This window comes from Citrobacter sp. JGM124, assembly GCF_018257795.1.
In the GTDB taxonomy this organism is placed as follows: domain Bacteria; phylum Pseudomonadota; class Gammaproteobacteria; order Enterobacterales; family Enterobacteriaceae; genus JGM124.
In genome coordinates, this window is the sequence record NZ_JAERJD010000007.1 from 103,212 (window position 1) to 124,186 (window position 20,975).

At 48.5% G+C, this 20,975-nt stretch carries 16 protein-coding genes and 1 pseudogene; all 17 read right to left on the bottom strand.

Annotated elements, in window-relative coordinates:
- Positions 1-300: 300 nt before the first annotated feature.
- Entirely contained in the window at positions 301-3,672 is a 3,372-nt protein-coding gene (locus JK154_RS11235) for an ImcF-related family protein (RefSeq protein ID WP_211992629.1), read from the bottom strand.
- Entirely contained in the window at positions 3,665-4,873 is a 1,209-nt protein-coding gene (locus tag JK154_RS11240; protein ID WP_211992630.1) for a hypothetical protein, read from the bottom strand. The genes JK154_RS11235 and JK154_RS11240 overlap by 8 nt, the downstream gene beginning before the upstream one ends.
- Positions 4,874-4,875: 2 nt before the next feature.
- Positions 4,876-5,139 (bottom strand): PAAR domain-containing protein, encoded by a 264-nt coding sequence (locus JK154_RS11245; protein WP_211992631.1) that lies wholly within the window; start codon positions 5,137-5,139, stop codon positions 4,876-4,878.
- Positions 5,140-5,764: 625 nt separating this feature from the next.
- Positions 5,765-6,343, bottom strand: coding sequence for a hypothetical protein (locus tag JK154_RS11250; protein ID WP_211992632.1), 579 nt, complete (start codon positions 6,341-6,343; stop codon positions 5,765-5,767).
- A complete protein-coding gene (locus JK154_RS17730; protein WP_249215884.1) occupies positions 6,321-6,704 on the bottom strand; it encodes a hypothetical protein in 384 nt (127 codons plus the stop codon). Before JK154_RS17730 ends, JK154_RS11250 begins: the two co-directional genes overlap by 23 nt.
- A 313-nt stretch (positions 6,705-7,017) precedes the next feature.
- Positions 7,018-7,467: a hypothetical protein gene (locus JK154_RS11260; RefSeq protein ID WP_211992633.1), complete on the bottom strand. Its 450-nt coding sequence runs from the start codon at positions 7,465-7,467 to the stop codon at positions 7,018-7,020.
- Complete coding sequence (locus tag JK154_RS11265; RefSeq protein WP_211992634.1) at positions 7,457-7,975, bottom strand: glycoside hydrolase family 104 protein; 519 nt, start codon at positions 7,973-7,975, stop codon at positions 7,457-7,459. Before JK154_RS11265 ends, JK154_RS11260 begins: the two co-directional genes overlap by 11 nt.
- 77 nt (positions 7,976-8,052) lie before the next feature.
- Positions 8,053-8,736: pseudogene (locus tag JK154_RS11270) on the bottom strand (IS1 family transposase).
- A gap of 89 nt (positions 8,737-8,825) precedes the next feature.
- The gene (locus tag JK154_RS11275; protein ID WP_211992635.1) at positions 8,826-9,269 is read right to left on the bottom strand and encodes a hypothetical protein; all 444 of its coding nucleotides are present in this window, start codon (positions 9,267-9,269) and stop codon (positions 8,826-8,828) included.
- Positions 9,266-12,010, bottom strand: a complete 2,745-nt coding sequence (locus tag JK154_RS11280) for a glycoside hydrolase family 104 protein (protein ID WP_249215885.1) — start codon at positions 12,008-12,010, stop codon at positions 9,266-9,268. Before JK154_RS11280 ends, JK154_RS11275 begins: the two co-directional genes overlap by 4 nt.
- Positions 12,011-12,481, bottom strand: a complete 471-nt coding sequence (locus tag JK154_RS11285; protein ID WP_211992636.1) for a DUF3828 domain-containing protein — start codon at positions 12,479-12,481, stop codon at positions 12,011-12,013.
- A 66-nt stretch (positions 12,482-12,547) separates the two neighbouring features.
- Positions 12,548-13,084 carry a DUF3828 domain-containing protein gene (locus JK154_RS11290; RefSeq protein WP_249215886.1) on the bottom strand — a complete coding sequence of 179 codons (537 nt, stop codon included), beginning with the start codon at positions 13,082-13,084 and terminating at the stop codon, positions 12,548-12,550.
- Between the two features lie 6 nt (positions 13,085-13,090).
- The gene (gene vgrG / locus JK154_RS11295) at positions 13,091-15,448 is read right to left on the bottom strand and encodes a type VI secretion system Vgr family protein (RefSeq protein ID WP_211992637.1); all 2,358 of its coding nucleotides are present in this window, start codon (positions 15,446-15,448) and stop codon (positions 13,091-13,093) included.
- Positions 15,445-15,771, bottom strand: coding sequence for a hypothetical protein (locus JK154_RS11300; RefSeq protein WP_211992638.1), 327 nt, complete (start codon positions 15,769-15,771; stop codon positions 15,445-15,447). Before JK154_RS11300 ends, vgrG begins: the two co-directional genes overlap by 4 nt.
- A gap of 306 nt (positions 15,772-16,077) precedes the next feature.
- Entirely contained in the window at positions 16,078-17,748 is a 1,671-nt protein-coding gene (locus JK154_RS11305) for an OmpA family protein (RefSeq protein WP_211992639.1), read from the bottom strand.
- A complete protein-coding gene (tssL, locus tag JK154_RS11310; RefSeq protein ID WP_211992640.1) occupies positions 17,748-18,437 on the bottom strand; it encodes a type VI secretion system protein TssL, short form in 690 nt (229 codons plus the stop codon). The genes JK154_RS11305 and tssL overlap by 1 nt, the downstream gene beginning before the upstream one ends.
- A complete protein-coding gene (tssK, locus tag JK154_RS11315) occupies positions 18,434-19,783 on the bottom strand; it encodes a type VI secretion system baseplate subunit TssK (RefSeq protein WP_211992641.1) in 1,350 nt (449 codons plus the stop codon). The genes tssL and tssK overlap by 4 nt, the downstream gene beginning before the upstream one ends.
- Between the last annotated feature and the right edge of the window lie 1,192 nt (positions 19,784-20,975).

The window sequence follows — 20,975 nt, forward strand, 5'->3', positions numbered from 1 at the left end:
TCTGAGTCCCTGCCAGAAATACCACCGGGGATCGAGCCAGTATCCGAAAGCGAGGTTCATTACCGTGAGGGGGTGTTTTACCGGGATACCAAGCCGCAAGCGTCACATCAACGATATATGACGTGAAACGCTCTGGGATCACGGGCTAAGAAGCCTTTTTTCGGCACCCGATTCTGCTTTAGCCTGCCACTGAACCATGACCGACACGAATGAAATGTCATCAACGTCCCGGGGCCGGTGATTCAGCCGTCTGCCACTTGCTTGTCGAGGGCCTGTGGCAGGTGAGGCTTCGTCACATGGTTACTGGTACGCTTCGGCCCCAGCGGCGACGTTAAAAATAGTGTCTGGCAGCGTGAATCCCTGTAGCTTCAGTAACGCAAGCGGACCGTCCCCGAACTCGCTGCGCATCACAAAGTTCAGCGCATTACCATCGGCGGTGATCCACACCAGTTGTGTACGGCTGGCATCAAGCGGGGTAATACGAGCCTTATCCAGCAGGCGGATGAAGCCCCAGTTCCCCTGGTTACTGGCATAGAGCTGCATCCCACTGTTGACACTACGCCAGCTGAGCGACACCCCTGGATAATAGGTATTTCCTGGCCAGGTGAAGCTCTGCCAGCTCTCCATCTGATTGAAGTAGTCCAGATTCTGTTCATCGAGGGTCAACTGCACTCTGGCAACATCCTTTGAAGGACGCGCCATTAACTCGAAGCGCACACCCGCATCACCCTGAGAAAAAATGATGTCTGACAGTTCTGCCAGCTGGTTAATCGCCCGGAGGAAATTCGGGCTGATAACCATTCCCTGACTGACGGCAGGGTCAACCACCCAGCGATTTCCCTCCTGGTGAAGGATCCCGCCAAGGTTAGTTTTCAGGAATGTGGTGATTCGCCCCGAGTCGCTACGCAGGAACTGAGCCAGCAATGGCAGGGAGGCATCGCTGCCAGTGGCTTTAAACGGATACCGCCCCGCAAAAGCCTTATTCCACTGTTCGACAATGGTTGCCTGCCAGCGGGCATTAAGGCTCCCCGCAGCCGGGGCAAGAACTTGCCGCCAGGCCAGATCCAGCGGTTGCACAAACAACGACTGGCCAAATCCGCTCCATTCCTGCCCCAGGCTCGCCGCAACCAGGCTGCCGTAATCACGGGTGTCAGTCAGGTCGATGGCTTTCCCCTGGAACACGGTCTGGGCCAGCATCTGCGACATCGCCTGCGGATCCGGGGCGCTGGTAACTTGCTGCAGCTTCAGCCGCACCTGGGTAATGCGCGCCAGCCAGGACTGGAAACTGAGGCTACCATTGATACCGGTGCCTTCTTTACCCTCCATCAGCCCTATTAGTGGCCCAAACACATCATCCAGCGGACCTTTAGGCCCCTGAGCCTGTTCTATAAACTGCCTGGCATTTTTTTTCTGACCGATCAGCTTTTTCGCTGAGTCCACTATCGAGTCAGCCAGGGCCTCACCCGTCTGCCCTGTTTTTCCCTGATAGTTTAGCGTGTTCATCAGCGCCACCAGTGGTGACTGACGGACGTCGCCGATCAGGCTGAGCTGGGCAATCGATTCAGAAAGTGACGTGGCCTCCTGCCACCGAATGCTGTTGGCCATGTTCAGCCAGGCATTACCAAAATCGGTAAAATAGCGTTCTGTCAGACGAGCCTTCAATGCCTCCGGCGAAATGTCATTCCCTGTCTGGCGAGTTTTATCCGTCAGTACCCAGTCGATTTCATCACGCCGGGTCTTGACGACCTCATTAATTGCATCCTGTACCTGCTCTTCCCAGGCCTGACGCGTAAACATCCCCGGGATGACTTCGTCAGTGCTGAATACCGTTGAGGCATCGGTATCACCGGTCATATCGGCAAGTGTTAAGTCAGGCCAGTTGCTGGCCACGCGTTTCAGCATGTCCTGATACAACCCGGACTCAGCATTACGCTGGCCTACCTGCTTGAGCAGGATCTGACGTACCGTGGTGATTAATTCAGCATCGGGATTAATTTTCCATTCCGGGTGTTCAGGAAGATTCTGCGCATAAAAGCCCAGTAGTTTTGGTGCCATTTCCTGCCATGTGCCATCCGCCACATTCTGACGTTTCGGCCAGACCGTCAGCACGTTTTTTGCCATCCATCCCGCGTCCGCCTTATCCGGGCGGGCCAGCATCAGATAACTTTTAAGTACGTCATAGGTCCGCTGTGTCCCCCTGGTGCGGGCATCACTGCCCGGCGGCAGCTGCACAAAGGCATTCAGCAGCCGCTTCAGATGGTCGGTGGTGGTATCCCGCATCAGCTGGGCATTGTTCTTTGCATACAACGGCCAGAGTGCCGCCAGCGTGTCGCTATCCTGGTTAAGGCCAAAACGGGTGTACCAGGGCGCGCCGGTCGCTTCACGATGTTGCAGTCGGGCGATGGCTTGCTGTAGTACGAGCTGGTTGCGCAGACGTTCAGCCAGGGGTAATGCCGTGTCCGCTGCCTGACTGGCCGTTTCCTGAGCCTGATAAATTTGGGTACGGTTAATGGCAAGAGACAGCAGTGTGCCCGTTCCCCATAAGACAATCAGGGAAAGCAGGGTTAACCGCAGCACCTTCAGCCAGTCTAAACCCAGTCTCCTGCCACTGACGGCATCACAGTCATTAATGACGGCAGTCCAGGTCGGTGTGTCGAGTCGTGTGTTCGGCACCGTTCCGGCAACGGCCAGTGCAGGGCTGAACATGATACCCCTTAAACGCCAGGCGGCGGATCCCTGCATCAGCCCGCTGAGTAAAACGCTCAGGCTGGCTTTCAGTTCGTGTTGCAGGCGGGAAGATAGCTGAAGCAGGCCGTCATGTGCCGGATTATTCAGGATCTGCGCCATACCCGCTTTTTGCAAGCGTTGCACCAGCACAGTCAATGCGCTATCTGCCTCTTTTACGGTGCCTTCCGGCCCGAACATCACCCCTGTCGCAGCCGTTTCCATACCCTGCTGAACACCGATGGCGTTGTCTGTCAGCCATAGCCAGACAGGGGCCTGCCAGCCCAGCAGGTGGTCCGCTTTCTGACGACAACGCAGGAAAGCATCACGTTCGCTATCCGTCGGTAGGGCTGCGGTATTCATCACCTGAATGATACCATCAACCGGGCGTTCGGCCCGCAGACGCTTAAGTTTTGAAAGAAAGATCTCATCCGGTAGTGACTGGGTGTCACCGCCATAAATCAGCACGTTACTGTCGCCTTCCTGCCAGAGGTCATGGCACAGACCCGGGGCGGCTTTGTTAACATCGTCCTGGTTGCCCATCACCAAAAGGAGCCGCACTTTACGCTGCCAGCGGCGTCCATAACGAAAGCGCAGGTGCTCGGACAGGGCGTCTTCGTTGAATACGGGTTCATCGGCGTCTTCTTCACCGGGAATGGCATGTGTCACCGGAGTGATAATCTGAGCTTTTTTCTGCCCCCAGTGGACATACAGCCCGGATTTACCGGCAAAATCGAAAGCCTTCTCGATTAGCCAGCCGAGTAAAAACATCCCGGCAACCAGCACGGCACAAAAGGTGAGTATACGCTGGCCGTCATAGGGCCCGAATCCGGTAGCCGAGGCCACGTTTTCCGGAAAGGCATAAAACAGAAATGCCACGATAACTGCCAGAAAAAAGGCGACAGCCACAACCGAGCCGATGACTGTTTTAACTTTTACCTTAGACATTCTTGGGCGATTCCTTGCAAACTTCTTCTTTGGTAATGACGGCGACCCAGATGTCGTCCCTGTCAGCGTCGGGTTGTGCGGCGATAACCTGTGGGCCTCGTTGTTCAACGTCAGCATTGGCAAGTGTGATGGCCAGCCACGGTGCTGCATGACCCGTGTAGCCCAGCACCGGGTCGATGCTGAAATTGTCCTCTGAAAGGCTAAATTCCACCCCGTTTTCCTCACAGGCATTATTCCAGCCACTTCCAGCGGTCAGGCCTGGACCTGAAATCCAGCCACTCTTGAGTGCGTCAGGCCCCATTTTTGCCCAGAGCAATGCACGTTCAAACGCGTTGGTCAGCGTGGCTTCAGTTCCTCTTTCCGGGCGATGAAGACGGGGCGCATCTGGCCAGGCGTTGGCTTTACGGTTACTGAATACCAGCATCGAGACGGCATCAGCGTCTTCTTCCCGGGGGGATGCCGGTAACGATAATGTGACGACCACCAGAATGCCCGCAATATCCCATCGCTTGTCCAGCCAGGCATCAAACGCCCCCAGACCCTTTCCGGCCATCAGACGAAATATCCTGCCTGTTTTTAGTGAGAGATCGGCTTTTAACTGCTCTTCAACCAAGGGAGACAGATCGCTGTCACAGTCCAGCATCAACCAGCATGGCAGCGTGAGCGGCAGTGGCTGAACAATCACCTCCACACGCGTAGTGATTTTGGTCACGGCGGCTTTCAGGGCCTTCGTTAAATCTGTCTGATACTCTGTTAATGCCGCGTACCTGACCGGTTTTTCACATCCTCTTGGGCGTGAGAAGTCGATGGTGGGAGCCGCGGCTTTCATTGCCTCCAGCAGGTCATCGGCCTTATTTCCAGCCGGGGACTGGATGTGCGTACCAAGAATCCAGGCACAGCGCTGACCGCGCAGAATTTCACTGTCGATGAGGGCTTCCCGTTCAACATTACGTGACTCAGCCCCAACCTGTTCTGCTTTATAGGCAACCCTACGTAAACCGAAAAGCAGTCCCCAGATGCAAAATGGCAGGCCCAATGCGGTGAACCAGAAGACAAACCCTGTTCGTTCTGCGGTCCAGCACCATAGCGTGAGCGCTATGCCCCCCAGCATGATAAACGCGAGAAATATCAGCCACCGCCCGGTGCCTGGGCGCGTTATCTTAGGAGCCTTTTCAGGGATGGCATCCAGCCAGACAGGCATAATCAGGCAACCTTTGCTACGGTAAATGAACTGATCAACGTACAACTGCAGGCACATTTATGACCGTGAAAGGCAACCGGGATACCATGATCAAGATAATCAGGATTGCCTTCTACGATGGTTGTTGGTCCATGTCCCTCTACCGTGCAGGAAACGTTGTCGCCTTTGCGGGCAACGCCGATACCACCGAATTTCATCGTTTCAGAAGCAGTCAGTACCGAACCACCGTGAGTGGTTTTATCACCTTTACGGATAATCTGGAGCATTATTAAATTCCTCTTCTTTATCTCTTAACTAATTCATCATTCTTTAATTCCCATGTCTCAGTCGGGATTTTTTATCCGTGCCGCCAATAGAGATCGAAGGGATTTTTATTATGAATGTTTCTGGGCCACTGGTTATTGATGGGTAATGTCCGCCACAGAAGTCAATTGTCTGCAGATGTTTGAATTTCTCATCTTCCGTTTTGCTAAACACATGTAATGGGCCCCCATCGCATGTATTTCCCATTGGGCCATCAATAAATACTATTATTTGTTTGCTGGCTTCGTACAAATATGAATACGACAATATAGATGGTGCGCGATAAAACTAACACTTGTAACTATCAACAAGTTCACCATTGATTTTTATACTACCAGTATTATTTTCCGAAGAAGTGTTTATCCTCGGCGCTTCATCTGCAAAAGCAAAATTATTACATGTGAGAAATGCAAACAAAATGCAGAGCAACAGCTATTTTGATCTAAAATCTATTTGGTTAGCCTAAATTAACATTTCTTAATGAATTATGGTTTAATTTATTAACTTATCCCGGTCGTTCTCTGATGCATGTCGCGTCCGAATTTTACTACTGTCATCTTCTCGTTATGACGGATATTTATGAGAGGCTCATTGATTATTACACCCTTCCAATGATTCTATTAATTTCACATACCCACTATTATTAAAATTAAATAAGGCTGTTTTGCATACAGGACTATCACTTTTGTTGATTGAGATAGATTGACCGGTTACAGCAATCATTGAACTATTTTTATAAGCATCTATCTCAAATGGAAGACCAACAGGGATACCATTATCAGAAATATCAGCATAATTATAACTACCATTATTATCTGATGGAAGTGTTGCTACAACTTCCCCTGATAGTTTATCAATAACCCAGCCACATACCCAATTATCACGAAGGCATTCTTTACCATAACCTCCAAAGGTTTTATAGATTCTAAAGTGCCCTGAAAAATTAACAGGTTTTTTTAGTTGCTCTTGGGCTGCATTTTTCCAGTGTGGCGAGTAGTTTTCCTGCTCTTTATTAAAGTGAATATTTTTTTCAAATGGCCCGTTACTTACGGGAACTAGGTAGTCAGAAAACTGAGGATTAGAACTGTCTTGTGATAATGCTCCAAACGACAAGAGCATACATGATACAAGAATAAGAAATTCGTTAGATTTTATATTGCATCCCATTTTTAGAATCCTCAAGAGATTTAATCATCGTGTCTGGTAATAGGTGAGATTTATTCAATCCATCTCCAGCATAGTACGACTCACCCTCTACTTCTGCCACCCTGCTGAGGAATGGTTGCCAGATAGCATCGCCTTTTTTGAAGTACCAGTCGCTGGGATGCTTTACGATAGTTTTTTGAATGACTTCACGATAGTCGGGGTTATGGAGCGCTCTCCAGTATTCCATTGGCGAATAGCGGTCACTTCCGCTGTCAATTTTATCCAGCAGGCGCTGATAATTATGCTTCACGAGAGCATGACTGGTCCGCGTGTCTTCGGTCGCGGCCTGGTAGAGTGATTTGAAGTAAGAAGATTTGATCACATTCACTTCTGCTTAGATATCACTTAATGACCCACTTTTTCATTAGGTCAATAAACATACTATTTATTATTTGGAAAACATACTTTTAGTGATCTTTCCCTGATACTGATTACCATTTTTTATTGAGTGAATTATGGGTCAGTCGAAACTGTTGGCCATACTATACATAGGTAAAAACGCAACTATTAATAAAACTTGGCAGGATCGCGGTTCCAATTTTGAAAATCAGACTGAACAGTTCAGGCTGTGAGAAAAATAAAATCAATCCTGTTCCCCGATATAATGACATTATAATGTTGATTTTTTTTGATTTTTAAAACTCACACTTATTCATTTCAACATTAGAACGATCGCCAGAAGCGACAACAAAATCCGGTTCTGATCTCCAGATGTAGTTATTATTCTGTGTATCAAAGAATCCTATCCATTTCATATACATGATACCATTTTCAAATGTAATATCAGCAATCGGTTTATTCTGAGAAATCACAGTCCAGTCAATAGTCTCATTCATTGTTTCAATCACATTCTTATAGAATAGTTCTAATTGACCATTGTGCCCCTCTTGTATAATGCCGGAAATATAAAGATTATTATCATTTATATTTATCCTTACTTCATTTGATGACTCAATTTCTACAGACCCACCAAATCCACCACACTTCACAGCCCAATAGCCCACGTCCTTTTCGATATTTGCAAATGCTAGAGCTGGCAATGCACATATTAGTAAAATAATTGCTTTCAGAATTTTATAATTCATTTAAAAACCCATGCCTTATATGTAAATTGGTTTTCCCTTCTAATTCTTCTTTGAGAAAGAAATCATAGATCTTTAAACATTCGTTCAAAGACTTAATTGGTTGACCATGTCTACTTGGTGGTAAACTTGCCCATTCATAACTGCAACTATTTTCAATGGCTTCTTTGATTTCACCTTGAACAATCATATTTAATGCATTATTTCGTACTTTTTCCTTAAGTATTACAACACAAAGTAAATCTTGAGATTCAGGGCTAAAATCGGCAATGCCATATTTCTTTCTCCAAAAGACAGTAGACCGATCATCCCAAGTATATCCCATAACTTGATATGCACCAGCTGCGGAAGATATATATACATTTCCTGTTTTCTTATTTGTCCTCGTGATTTTAATCTGGGGATGTGTTGAGAAAGTTTTATGATAATCCCTTATGAATGACTCACCACCAAATAATCGTTCATAGCCCTGTTCACCCGTAGTTCCTTCGCATACCCTGATCATTCTCATGAATGCCCTTACTCTGGCTTCTTCTAGAGTTATATTTTTTAAGAATAAATAACTCAAAAAAACGGTAGTACTTCCAATCAGTAGAACATGTACTTTTCAATGAAGGAACCGATGACTTTTTCGTGGATTTCCACGGAACGCGAGAAGCAGATTGTTTTACGTGCCAGCCGCTTAATGCGGGTGCGGAGGGTCAGGTTGTTACGTTCGATACGTTGCGTGAAGATTTTGCCGGTCAGGTGTTTTCCCTTCGGCACTTCTCTCGCGTAGCTGCCCCAGTCATCGCTGGTCACCATGCCGATATTGAACGGTGTCAACAGGGCTAACAGTTCCCGACAGGTCTCATCATTCCGTGGTCCGAAGGTGTAAGCCAGTTTTAGTGTTGTAAGCGTACCAGAGCCAGTGTTGTTGCGCCTTGCTGCTAACGAAGCTCCACTGCTCATCGAGTTCACAGATAAGGGCAACATCAGAGTGAGCGACAGGTGCTGATGTTATCCGCAGGGGCGAGAGCTTTTTAATGTCCGTATGACGGTATTGATGCCGATTTTCAGTGTTCTGGCGGTATCGCGGACACCTGCGCCGTTATGTGCCATTTCAACAATCTGCTCCTTAACGCCGGGTTTTCTGGCTTCATAAGAGTAAGTGAGCTGGAAAACACGTTTACATGAGCGACAACGGAAGCGCTCATGCTGGGAACAACTACGACCATGTCGATAAACTTCATCGGAATGACAGCGCGGACAATGAACAGTAACGGTAGCCACGGAAACCTCAAATACCAGTAGATTACCAGAAAATTCTATCGATTGAAGGCATTACCTCTTCAAGATACTCAAAGAGTATAGCTTTCGAATCAATACAAGTTAGGGATAATATCTTGCATAGGCTCTAAGTCTAATGTAGTGGATTCCTCTTTTATTTCTTTTCCTGAAAGATTAAATGTCTTGAACAGTTCACCACATGAATTACAACCACCTGCGCCGGATAAAATAATCCTGTCATTTTTACATGAGGCACCGTAAAAGACAAAATTCATCATCTTTATTTTTTCACCTTTGTTATTCATACGTTCTACAAAACCTGTAGACTTTGATAGATCTTGATTTTCCTTACCAAGAATGAACGTTTGTTTTCCACAAATTGGTATATCAAGTTTATCCTGATCATCCTTAAGATTATTTATGCTACAAAATGATTCGATACTGTATTGAATACCACTACAAGAAGATTTGAAAACATTAGAAGTATTTGAATAACAAAATATTGGAGTTAGGAGAAGGAAAATTATTTTTTTCATAAATACGCCGAGAAATTATTTTCAATAAATTTCACCATCTCTTCTGAGGTGGCATGTAAGCTTGTCTTACCTTGCTTTTCTTCATCTAGGTAGTCTTCATATTTTTCCATAATCATTTTTTTATTTGCAGTTGGTTGACCATGAGGCGAACCAGGTAAACTGGCCCATTCGATACGACATAAATGTATGGCTTCACTAATTTTTTCCTGCATTACTGCGTCTAATGCTTTTCGACCGGCAATTAATGCTATACAGCCAAGATCTTGGTTGCTCTGACTGAAATCTGTGAATACGTATCGACGTTGTAGGTTTCTCCATGTACCATATAAAAATTGATAAGCTCCAGCAGCAGTAGAAACAACACCATTAGCTTCATGTCTGATGTTGGGGTGTTTACTAAAATCTGTAAATTTAGCTCCAGTAAACATCGTTCTGTATCCGTCTTCCTGAATGGTCCCCTCACCAATACGGATCATCCGTAGAAATGCACGTAAACGAAGTATTCTAATATTTTCATTAGTCCGAATTAACGAGGCTAAAAACTTCAAGGGGTGCATATGCCACAGCGAAGGCCCAATATTTAAAGGTTTGGCATCCTGCATCCAGGCCATTTTATCAAGAAAATCCTCACTGTATTTCTTCCATTCCGGGGCATCTTTCTTCAATGCATTCAGGAATGGTTGCCAGATAGCATCGTCTTTTTTGAAGTACCAGTCGCTGGGATGTTTTACGATTGTTTTCTGAATAACGTCACGATAGTCGGGGTTATGGAGCGCTCTCCAGTATTCCATTGGCGAATATCGATCACTTCCGCTGTCAATTTTATCCAGCAGGCGCTGATAATTATGCTTCACGAGAGCATGACTGGTCCGCGTGTCTTCGGTCGCGGCCTGGTAGAGTGAATCGATGAGGTTACGGAAGAATCCAGTGGGCTGGTTTTTACCAGTCAGGTAATCAAAGCTGGCAGGCTCTGCGGTTTCAGTTCTGAAACCCAGCTTTGCCAGATCATACTGCGACAAAAGTTGAGGTTCTGCCTGGCCTTTGGGGACATAGGCATTTTCTGGTCGCAGCTGCCAGTATTCCTGTTTGGTCGACTTATCGACTTCCGTTTGTACCTGACTTAGTGGAAGGGTCCCTGCTCTGGTTGTTACCCTTGTATCCTTTGTAAATGTTCCTGTTGCAACATCTTTTTTGTACAACGCAAGGCCCGGAGAGTACTTCAGCCAGATTGGATTTTTTTCTCCCACCTGCTCAGGATTGGTCAGGAACTTTTCCAGGTTATCATCCATACTCGTGCATTCGATATGTACCTGGTATCGCGCTTCATATCCGCCGTCCTTAGGTGCCTGATAATATCCCATATGGCCAACAGGATCACCGGCGCTGACAGCATAGGGCGTCGGGCATACTACCTGGTCAAATTTCATTGCTTCTTTTGCTGGTGGCATAAGTTTCTGCCACCAGGAAGGCTGAACCACCCCATCAGTGCCAGGTGACAGGTTGTTTTTGTCCACAAGCATCCAGTATTGCTGCCCTGGCTTCAGGGATGTTTTCTTACCCTTTTGCATTGCCTGTTCTGAGAGGCTGACAAATGTAACAAGGCCATACTCTCTCTTGTTAAATGCGACGGTATGGAGGCCGCTGTCTGTTTTATCCCACTCGACAATGGACCCTTTTGGTATCGTACCTTTTCGGTAGCTTTCGCTGGTACTTTTATTATTGGTACTGTCGGTCATGACCCATTCTGGATCGTAGGCGGAAAGCGTATCCTGGACTGTCCACTTTGTTTCCGCCGGATTAACGCTATAGGCTGAATATGGGGCCAGGTGCATATACAGGGTATAGAAATGCAGTCCGCTGGATTCCTTCTCCCCCGGTTGAATAAAGTGTTTAACCAGAACAAACGAACCGGAAAAACTAAGCGGGCCGGATTCCCATCCAAGCGTGAGATAATCCTGGCAGACACGGTAAGCGACCACTTCACCGTCAGCCATGCATCGAATTGCCTGCTCGCCTTTAAAGGAAACCGGAAAATCTATCGCCTCAAGAGGAGACTTACCACTCAACGCACACCATGGGGTCGTTGCTTCGGTGATATGGATCCCGCCATGCCACATCCCGCTGCGGCCAATCGCGTACTGTCCAGTTGATTCCCCACACAGATGTGAAAGGATATCCTCCAGGCTCCCAAAGTCACTTCCTCGGTTGTCAGAGGGGATCGGCCAGACAATTTTTATGCTGTCTTTTATCCCGGCAGATGAGGTCTTGTCAGCGCTATTCGTCTCGGCATAACGATAAAGCTTGTAGGCTATATTCTGGTCACGGTATACCTGAGCAGGATAGAATCCCCTTTCCTGGACAAAATCAGATACCCAGTGTGTACCATTAAACATCGCTATATGGCCATGCAGATGATGTGGTGCCGCCTGGATTACGACAACATCTCCCGTTTGCTGATCAGATATTGTGAATACGCCGTCACTACGCACTGTTGTGACGTTATCCACCACTTTAAAGTTATTTTCAATCAACCAGGGGCCATAGTTTTTAGCTGATTCAATCCCTGAGTTTTTTACCAATACCCCACCAGCAATCAATGCCTTTTTAACATATCGGGCACATTTCGACTCTCCATATTTAAGTTTTTTATCAATGCCTTTTTTAAAGTTATCAGCATTAATTTTAGCTCTGGTCAGAGCCTGTGAGTTCAAAACACTAACTGCGATTTTCTTATCCAGCATTTATTCTTCTCCCTCTGCTTGTCGAGGGCAATAAATACTACTATGGGATACGGGCTTAACAGAATCCATTAACCACGTCCCTTTTTCTTTAGCCAGGTTAATGGTATACAGGGATACGCCCTTACCATACCCTAATGTTAGCTTCACCTGTGCGACTTTATCGTTCTCTGAAACAGTACTTACATTAATGCTGTCTTTCCATTCTTCACATATATCCTGAGCATCGACAAAATAATCAGCACCCGATTCATCATTATCCCGCAGACTTCTGAGATGTTCAGTTGTATATTCAAAAATAGCTTTCTGGGTTAATTTATCAGCTGATTCCATGTCAGGCATTTCAGACGCGACAAGGTAATCATGATAAAATTTTGCAACAATCCCTCCTGGGGTTGAACTGTTATTCGCTGAAGCCGAGGCTATATTGGTTACGCAGAATAAGCAGCAAGCAAAAATAATCTTCTTCAACATAAAAATTCCCCTTGGATATATTTTCATGAGCAGTTGGTGCGGGAATTTTAGAAAATTATCACACTCTTATTGTTCCGTTACGCTGATAATTTTCCATTTCCCATCAATTATTTTTAGCATAACCTTAATTTTAACTTTAGGCTCAGAGCCCGCCCCTAAAATAACGTTGACTGAAGAGTTATTCTCTTTCTGAGAAACATCAAAGGTGCTTATATTTGCTTTCCATGAAGGGTAAATATCTTGTGATTTTGTAAAGTAATCAACATCAGTATCAACCCAAACACCACACCAGTTACAAATATAACGCCCTTTAAACTGCTTGCACTCGCGCTTTTGTGAACATTTTTCATCGAATTCTTCTGCCGACACTGAATCATAATTACACATCATTGAGTCATTAATGCTTTTCATTAATTCATCAGAAACATATTGGCTGAGAAGTCGACTGTTGTCCGATGATTCTTCTTTCAAATATGACTTATAAAAATTGTACACGATGCTTTCTGGGCTTGTTTGCCCGGATGCCAGTGTAAAATTTGATAAACAAAGCCAAAATGCAAAAAAAAATACATTACGCATATGAGGAATTAATGGATTCATCATCAGCCCTTAGTCGTTAAAAGACTTACTGCTGATTTTATTTTCCTGAGTGATATCCGTCAGGCTGAAGTTTGGTGTTTCATTGGGGAGATTTGCGCCTGCGCCAGGCACCTGATATTCAGACGTTTTCATAATGAACTCACCCTCAGACCCATGCTCGATGCCATTCTTACTCAGTCTCAGGTAAGATCCGCCCCCATTTAGCGTCAGGGTTTCCGGGGTGCTGATAATGATTTCATCCTCACTGCTGGTCACTGTCAGCTGCTTTTCAGAAAACAGATCCATGGTATTGTGCTGGGCCTGGATCTCAATGTCACCCTGGTTGGCGACCAGTTTCGCCCCTTCTTTATGCACAAACAGACCGAGGGCTTTTTCTACCGTCACGGACAGATTGTTCATCGCACCGATATCAAGATGCTGTCCTGCATTGATCATGGTATTGCCGGTGCTACTGAGCTGAAGGTGTTCACCTGAGGTCAGTGCCACCCCCTGCGGCGCACTTCCCAGCAGGACTGCAGACTGGAGGTCTTTGATTTTGTCGGCCACGAGACGAATCTGGGTATTGATGTCACAGACCAGCGCTCCGGCAGCTTCAGCGGCGCTGTTCAGCGCCTGCATCTGACTGTTGGCCTGGTTAATCTGGTTAATGGCAGGGGCCATTTCCAGCACCGGGCCCTGGGCTTTGGGCTGAGTATCTGCCGTCAGGAACAGGCCTTTTGCGGCCCGTACTGCGCCATGCTCGTCGGTACGCAGTTCAAAACCGGCGCCACGTTTTTCACGCTGACTATTGACCAGGTGTCCCATATTCAGCTGCGTTTTGCCATATTCCGTCGCGAGTTTGATATGTTCTTCCTGCCGCTTATCCTCCATCCGCAACTTATTGTTTGCCGGCGTACGCCACAGGTTCCGGGTATGGTTGTCACGGGTGACAAGATCCGGATGTTCTGAGTCATGCAGAGCATAGGCGATATATGGCCTGTCGGGATCGCCGTTGTCAAAAACAATGGCCACTTCCGTCCCGTCGATAAGCGGGGAATGGAACCCGTAGGTATCACCGGCATAGGGTTTAGCCAGCCGCAGCCATAAAAAAGCATAACCCTGTTCAGGCCTGTTACGATCGAAATCCAGTTTCACACGGTAACGCCCTTCCGGGTCGAGCCAGGAATAGGTGTCACCTTGCTGTGTGCTCTCTACCCGGGCCGGGAGTGATCCGGATATCACCGGGCGATTGAGCAATGCCGGGCGATAACAGACCGTTTCGCTATAAGGAATGCCCTCAAATGCCAGAGTAAAACTACTTTTGCGTGAGCCGCTGGTGCGCACCCTGGTAATGACGATACCTTGTTTCACCACATCGGGTAACATGCCGTCAGTTTCCAGAACCTGCCCCGGGGCCAGATAGGGGCTGGAGGAATACCCGCTGACGTGATATTGCGTGTTCAAAATGCGCTCATGGCGCAGGCGGGCGAAGTATGCCCCGGTCTCTGTACTTTCAGTATCCCCCTCGGTCAGGAAGGGTTCTGCGTAATGATAGATTTCCCCGGTGGTGATCCCTTCCTGGCTGGAAATGCTTTCCGAACTGTCCTGAGGGGTCAGGGCTTCACGGTAGTTGTAGTCCCGGGTGGCTACACTTGCACTCACGACATGGTAGCCAGCCTGAATACCCCAGATGCTCTCCTGCCCACTGTCACTCATCCCCGCCTGGTGGCGTAATGGCAGGGTAATACCAAATTCATACTGCTGCTGGCTGTCCTGGAAAATTACCACGTCCTGTTCAAGCCGGCTGTCCATTTCATAACGCCAGTAAATGCCCACTTCCGCCAGCAGGCGCTGAATAAACTCAAGGTCAGTCTCTCGCCACTGGGTGATAAGCTCCCGGGATGGATATTCCCGGGAAAGCCGGAACTCAAAATCAGGTCCTTCCAGACCATGTTTACGCAATACCTGTTCGACGACGTCAGTAACCGACTGATTAAGGTAGATCTCGCTTCCTTTCGTATAGGCCAGAAGGGCGATACGCGGCGCGATCGTCAGCGCATAGTGGGTATCATCATTCGAGGTGGACATGCGGCGAAACGACGTCACTACACCAAATACCGTGCGGACTGGCAGCGCCGGTGTCCCGTCGAACATCGGGGTTTGAAAAGTGAATGATGCTGGTTTCAGCAGTAACTTATCGCAGGCAATATCCTGAGAGGAGCAGGTTACCGCCACGTCATATCGCCATGGCTGGCTAAGTGACTCCTCCGCGTTATAACGCAGAACATCCAGAAAATCGCTGCATTCATGCACATCAACCCGGTAGCGTGACTGGCCTGACAGCTGTTGCACCACATCGGTTGCTTTGTTGATCAGTGAACGACTCATAACCACTCTCCCTCTGCCTGACCATTATATGCCAGCACAATGCCCTGTTTTTCATTCCGGGTACGTTGCCGAAATGATGGCCTTTGTTTTGCCATCATATGGCCGAACCACGGTTGCGCCATAACCGGCAGGCGCTGCGGGTTAAGTAAACTATCCACGTTGTGCTCGCCAATACCTTCGCCCTGCTCCAGTAATGTTAATCGCCAGTGTTCCAATGGGGTTTCTGTATAAACACGGGGCTGACGCAAAGAGGTAACACCCGCCAGTAACCTGGCACTATAGGGGTTACGTCGTCGTAGCAGGACTGCTGAATGATGTTCCATGTCGTTCCCTCTCGTTCAGGCACTCTGCCGCCCCAGGCCGTCAACTGATGCCCATAAGGTTCATGCCGATAAATTGTGAAACTGCTCTGCAAAGCATACGCATGGCAAGCGCGGTGCCGAGCAAAATAAAAAGCAGACAGAAACGTCTGTCCGTCAGAGGCTTACACCGTGGTACGTTCATTCCGTATGTCGGAAGGAATGGTGTTACCGTCTTTGTAAGTCCAGATGATTTTTAGTGGCACAGTGCGATCCGGGTCTGGCCCACCATCGCCTTTCAGCCACAGATAAACGGGGGGACCGTGTCATTTATTGGGCTGAAACGTCATGCAACCCCTGTGACGTGTGTTTCTCGTCTGGCAGATGGCAGGCGTCAGCCTGCGGTACCAGACTGATCTCGACGCGGCGGTTGTGCGCCCGACCATCAGGCATGTCGTTTGATGCAATCGGTCTGCTGTCACCGTAACCCTGCACGGCAAAACAGCTTTCTGGTACGTCCCCGGTGTCACGCATCCAGTTACGGACGGCCTCAGCCCTTTGCAAAGACAGTGTCTGATTGAGCTGTTCGCTGCCGGTATTGTCCGTGTGGCCGCTGACCACAATCAGCCAGCCAGGTTTGGCTTTGATCCCCACCAGCGCGTTGATGAGTATTTTGGTTGACCCGTCTTTAAGTGCCGATTTGCCGGAATCAAACAGCGACATGCTGTCGAGACGTACAATTTTCGGTGCGGGTTTCAATTCAGGGGCGGGTTGAGGTGTCCAGGTATCGATAGCCTGCTGCAAAGTGAGCCACAGACGTTGCCCCGGGTAATAGCCCAGACTGTAACGCAAAGGCTCTCCCTGACGTTGCCAGCGTTCAAGCAGGAGCGCATCCTGTTTCAGGGCGGCCAGTGATTCTGCCTTAGGACGGTAATGGCTCATCGGGATCGCGTTCCAGCGCTGTAAATCGGTACTCACCTGACGGATAAGATCACGATTATTAAGTGCGGAAATGCCCAACGCGGTCAGGACACACAGCCACATCAGTAGGATCAGGCGACGGGTACGGGCGCCCCCCTGAACAGTCGATGCAAAAGGTGCCAGTAGCGGCAGAACAGCGTCCGGAAACAAGCTTGCCGGAACGGAATTCCTGAGCTGGCGGGGAAACTGTAAACAAGTGCGGGAATATAACCAATGAGCCCAGACTGATTGTGTTTCAGGAGGGACAGTACCAAGACGCATTGCCACAGAGAATGTTCGCGCAGGGGGGATTAACCGGTCAGGTTTATCCAGCTCCTCAATCAGGGTATGACGGATAAAGGAAAATGCCTGACTGATTGCTGGCAGTACCACGATATTGTCACCCACCTGCTGCCAGTCAATGAAAGCCTGAGGTGGGTCATTAACCGGGCAGACAATCGGCTTGTCACCCTGAACGATTACCCAGGGTGTTTCAGGCCCGGAAAACTCGGCACTCACCACCACTGGTAATGTGAAAGCCGTCATGGATTTTATCTGTTTACTTTGCTGACGAAGTGTTTTCAGCGTGGATCGCAGAACAGCCTCATCCTGATGCAGGTCTGGCAGGCAGCGGTACATGACCGAAAGCTGACCAATCTGTCGTGGGAACTGTATCTGTATACTGCGGACAATATCGGTTAGCTGGCTGACATCATCGGCCCGCAGCCACCACCCCTGGGCTGTTTTACGCAGAAGACGCCCCTGAAAAAGAAGATCCAGCTTGTCACCACACACCAGTACCACGGGCCCCTGGGTATCAAGTAACGGCAGACCAGCCGTGGAGAGGGGGGCATCGGATACAGGTTCCTCACGACGGCTGTGTTTAAAAACATACCAGCCTGCCAGAAGAAGCAGCAGCAGCAGAGTGGTCAGGCCTTTAAACACGTTTCCTGCTGGGATGAAATACCAGAGCAACCACAGTAACGTGGCAACGGCGGCTAAGGTGTGTAGGGATAACGGAATAATCACTGATCTACGCATTAGCCATGCAGCTCCGGTATTTGCGCTGACAACAGTGCCTGGAGCCACAGATGGCCCCCCCACCAGATAACACCAGTAAGAATGACAGCGAGGATTATCCAGAACCAGAGAGAACGCATCAGACTCCAGCGATGTTTCCCCATCCGGTGCACAACCAGAGACAAGCCTGCTTCTGGTGGAGAAACTCGCTCAGAAAGGGCTTTGACTATATCATCCCGCTGGGACTGGCTGACCGCTTTCAGGCTGTATACGCCCTTAAAGCCCAGGGCAATCACACGCTGATAGCACGTCAAAACAGCCGGGTTCGGTGAAGACTGACGCAGGACTTCGGCAATGCGATCCCATAGCGCTTCACCTGCCCTAAGTGAACCAAAAAATCGGGCCTGAAGTGGGGCTTTGCGCCAGGCCATCTGACCTTCGTCCACTCTCAGTTCTTCTCCTTCGTCGCTTTTCTCTGACTTACGGTTCATCACCGCCTCGTCCAGCAAAGCACATTGTGCGTAGGAAATATGCCCGATACTGGCCTCGTCATAACCGGCACGCGCCAGCGCTTCTTGTACGTTTTCAACCTGTTTAACGCACTTGTCATAAAGCGCAGTACCATTAAGTGTGACGGCACCTTTCTTTAGCATGGTGACGGTGAGCCAGGTCTCCGTCATCAACTGGTCAATATCAATATCCTGTTTCATGAGCGTAATACCGCAAACAGTTCAAGTTCCAGCGCGCCAAGTAACTCAGGCACATAGAACATACACACGCCCTGCTCCTGCATTTCATGCGCAGCGGGGCTTTCCATATCAAGCGCGAAGTACTGATTTTCCATACGAACTGGTAAAGCAGCCGGGACCCTGCTCACTGGGATCAACGGGATCCCTTTGAGAGCAACACCATAGATCTCACTGATATCATCAGGTGAACCTGCCTGGCAAAGTGCCGGAAACTTATCAGCGATCTGCCAGGCGGGAATATCTGAGCGCACAGAGAGATAGAGATCTGCTTCTTCACGCAGACGAATATCATGAAGGTTTGCCTTCCAGGTCTGCCTGTCCGGGCGAGACATTTCCAGAGCAATAACCCGGGATGGCAGACTTGCCTCCAGTAAACTCGTGATCAGATCAAACAACGGAGGAAACGCATTGGCTGGTTCAGCGTGATCATAATCCGGTATGGCATCCACATCATGGTCAAGGGAAAAAGTCAGCATGCTTCCTGCCAGGCGTGCGAGTTCAGCCCATACCTGTTCAGGCGGACGCGAAGGAAAACGTTCATATTCCATCAGCACCCGGGCATGAGAATTCAACGCATTCAGCAGCCAGAAAAGGGATACATCGGCAACGGCAAAATCGGCAAGTCTTTCGTTGCTTTCCCGACGCATGGTCATCAGACGCTGGCGTCGGGAACGTAACTGACGATTGAGTAACACCAGACGTTCGTGAAGAACCGGGCTTGCCGCAAATGACGCAACCGGAGGAATAAAAGAGGGATCCAGCCGCCACACATTATGCCCATCCCGGATTAGCCTTGCGACCGGGCAGATTTTCCAGGAATCATTGCTTTCATGAGCAAACCGGATGGTGAAATTGAATCGGGCAACAGCCACAGGTTCTGATTCAGGGCCAAAAATATCCTGCAATGTCACCCATTCTTCGCGATAGCGAAGCGGCCGGTCAGCGGTGACACCTTCCTGTTCAACGTTGATTACTCCTGGCTGCATATGGGGCAAGGCGATGACAACGGTTACCGCATCAAAACCAGCCAGCTGGCTGGTATCTAACTCACGTGGAGCCGGAGGCAGATCGCTCCTGTGCGCATCAATCAACGAACCATCTTCCAGCCACAGGCGTAGCTGCGTAATCTGGATCAGGCCAGACGAAAGAAGACTGTCATTAAATTCAATCTTTTCCACCCCCCAGGGGAATGCTGATGCCAGTGCTGATGCACCGGCGCAGCGAAAAGACTCCCATTCTGCCTGCTGCTGGAACAGCTGAGGGGACAGTAAAGCCCCCTCGTTCCACAGTGGACGATAAATTTTCATACCTGCCCTGCCTTATACCTTATGCATCTGAGATACCAAGGATAGATTGACGTCCATACCCTCGACCTTGAAGTGAGAGGGTTCATTTTGTCGATGTGTGAGACATATACGCCGCCAGCCGACGGTGTTTTTCAACTGTTGCACCTGCAGTCGGATTATGGGATTCGTTATTGACTGACATAAGCATAATTTTTATTTATTACATCAATTAATTCAGTTAGTTATAATAGAAATCAAAAAAAACAGTGCATGGATTTCGTTGCAAAGTTCATCGTTCAATGCGGGATTATTCAAGTTTTTTCTGGGACGTGGTATTTCACTCATTACTGCCGTTTGAGTGATATGGAAACATCTCAAGCTCTGCTCGTTACCTGCCACAGAAAAAGGGATGCAGCCGCCCCAGCAGGATGGTCGAGTTTTCCCTGACATCCTCTTTTTAGTGGTTCTCAGACACGCTACCGCCCTTCGCTGTTTCCCATTAAGGGGACCAAAGCGCATATGGCCGGGCGGGCAGATTGTGGTTTTCTTTGCTGAATGTCCTGCACAGAAACCTGCTCATATTGCTGTGCAGGAATCATGTCACCACACCGGATCAAGCCCACCCACTAATCAGGAAAGAGGGGCTATCCGGCAGAGTAGCGTTTAAATCACGGAGTAAACGGTGCGCGATAAGCATGGGTTTCAGCAGTGGTCTCTGCCGTGAGACCTGTTCCGGGATAAATCCTTCATGCACTGGAATACCTGGCTGGCGTGGTCTTCGCTACCGTCACCGGCAAGGTTTTTTAGCGTTCAGAGGGAAGTCCGGGGAATATTCGCAAAGCACGGTGTCAACGTTATCTTTATTCACGTTTTCACGCTCTGACAATGCCACAGACACTTGGTTGTGACTGCCCATCACCCGTTATTTAAGGGGGAGTTAGTTCGCTTGCCAGGGCCACCGTATACAGGCCTGGCTTTAGCTGAATGTATGCCTTTGACGTTTTGTTCTGTAAACGACCAGCTATATCAAACATCCCTCTGTTTCTCGCCGAGCATATCCTTCGCATTGCCGTTCTTCACATGCAGGGGTGAGACAATAATCGACATAACGTTTTATTTACAGTTTTTCAGACTAAAATAAGAAAAGCCTTAAGTTCTTTACTCTATATTCTCGTGATGCGTCGCAAAACTGACAGTGGCAGGGTTCGTTGCT

What these genes read in the sequence shown, in the direction of transcription:
- JK154_RS11235 (WP_211992629.1), bottom strand. Translation starts at nt 3,672, where the DNA reads ATGTCTAAGGTAAAAGTTAAAACAGTCATCGGCTCGGTTGTGGCTGTC.
- JK154_RS11240 (WP_211992630.1), bottom strand. Translation starts at nt 4,873, where the DNA reads ATGCCTGTCTGGCTGGATGCCATCCCTGAAAAGGCTCCTAAGATAACG.
- JK154_RS11245 (WP_211992631.1), bottom strand. Translation starts at nt 5,139, where the DNA reads ATGCTCCAGATTATCCGTAAAGGTGATAAAACCACTCACGGTGGTTCG.
- JK154_RS11250 (WP_211992632.1), bottom strand. Translation starts at nt 6,343, where the DNA reads ATGGGATGCAATATAAAATCTAACGAATTTCTTATTCTTGTATCATGT.
- JK154_RS11260 (WP_211992633.1), bottom strand. Translation starts at nt 7,467, where the DNA reads ATGAATTATAAAATTCTGAAAGCAATTATTTTACTAATATGTGCATTG.
- JK154_RS11265 (WP_211992634.1), bottom strand. Translation starts at nt 7,975, where the DNA reads ATGAGAATGATCAGGGTATGCGAAGGAACTACGGGTGAACAGGGCTAT.
- JK154_RS11275 (WP_211992635.1), bottom strand. Translation starts at nt 9,269, where the DNA reads ATGAAAAAAATAATTTTCCTTCTCCTAACTCCAATATTTTGTTATTCA.
- JK154_RS11280 (WP_249215885.1), bottom strand. Translation starts at nt 12,010, where the DNA reads ATGCTGGATAAGAAAATCGCAGTTAGTGTTTTGAACTCACAGGCTCTG.
- JK154_RS11285 (WP_211992636.1), bottom strand. Translation starts at nt 12,481, where the DNA reads ATGTTGAAGAAGATTATTTTTGCTTGCTGCTTATTCTGCGTAACCAAT.
- JK154_RS11290 (WP_249215886.1), bottom strand. Translation starts at nt 13,084, where the DNA reads ATGATGAATCCATTAATTCCTCATATGCGTAATGTATTTTTTTTTGCA.
- vgrG (WP_211992637.1), bottom strand. Translation starts at nt 15,448, where the DNA reads ATGAGTCGTTCACTGATCAACAAAGCAACCGATGTGGTGCAACAGCTG.
- JK154_RS11300 (WP_211992638.1), bottom strand. Translation starts at nt 15,771, where the DNA reads ATGGAACATCATTCAGCAGTCCTGCTACGACGACGTAACCCCTATAGT.
- JK154_RS11305 (WP_211992639.1), bottom strand. Translation starts at nt 17,748, where the DNA reads ATGCGTAGATCAGTGATTATTCCGTTATCCCTACACACCTTAGCCGCC.
- tssL (WP_211992640.1), bottom strand. Translation starts at nt 18,437, where the DNA reads ATGAAACAGGATATTGATATTGACCAGTTGATGACGGAGACCTGGCTC.
- tssK (WP_211992641.1), bottom strand. Translation starts at nt 19,783, where the DNA reads ATGAAAATTTATCGTCCACTGTGGAACGAGGGGGCTTTACTGTCCCCT.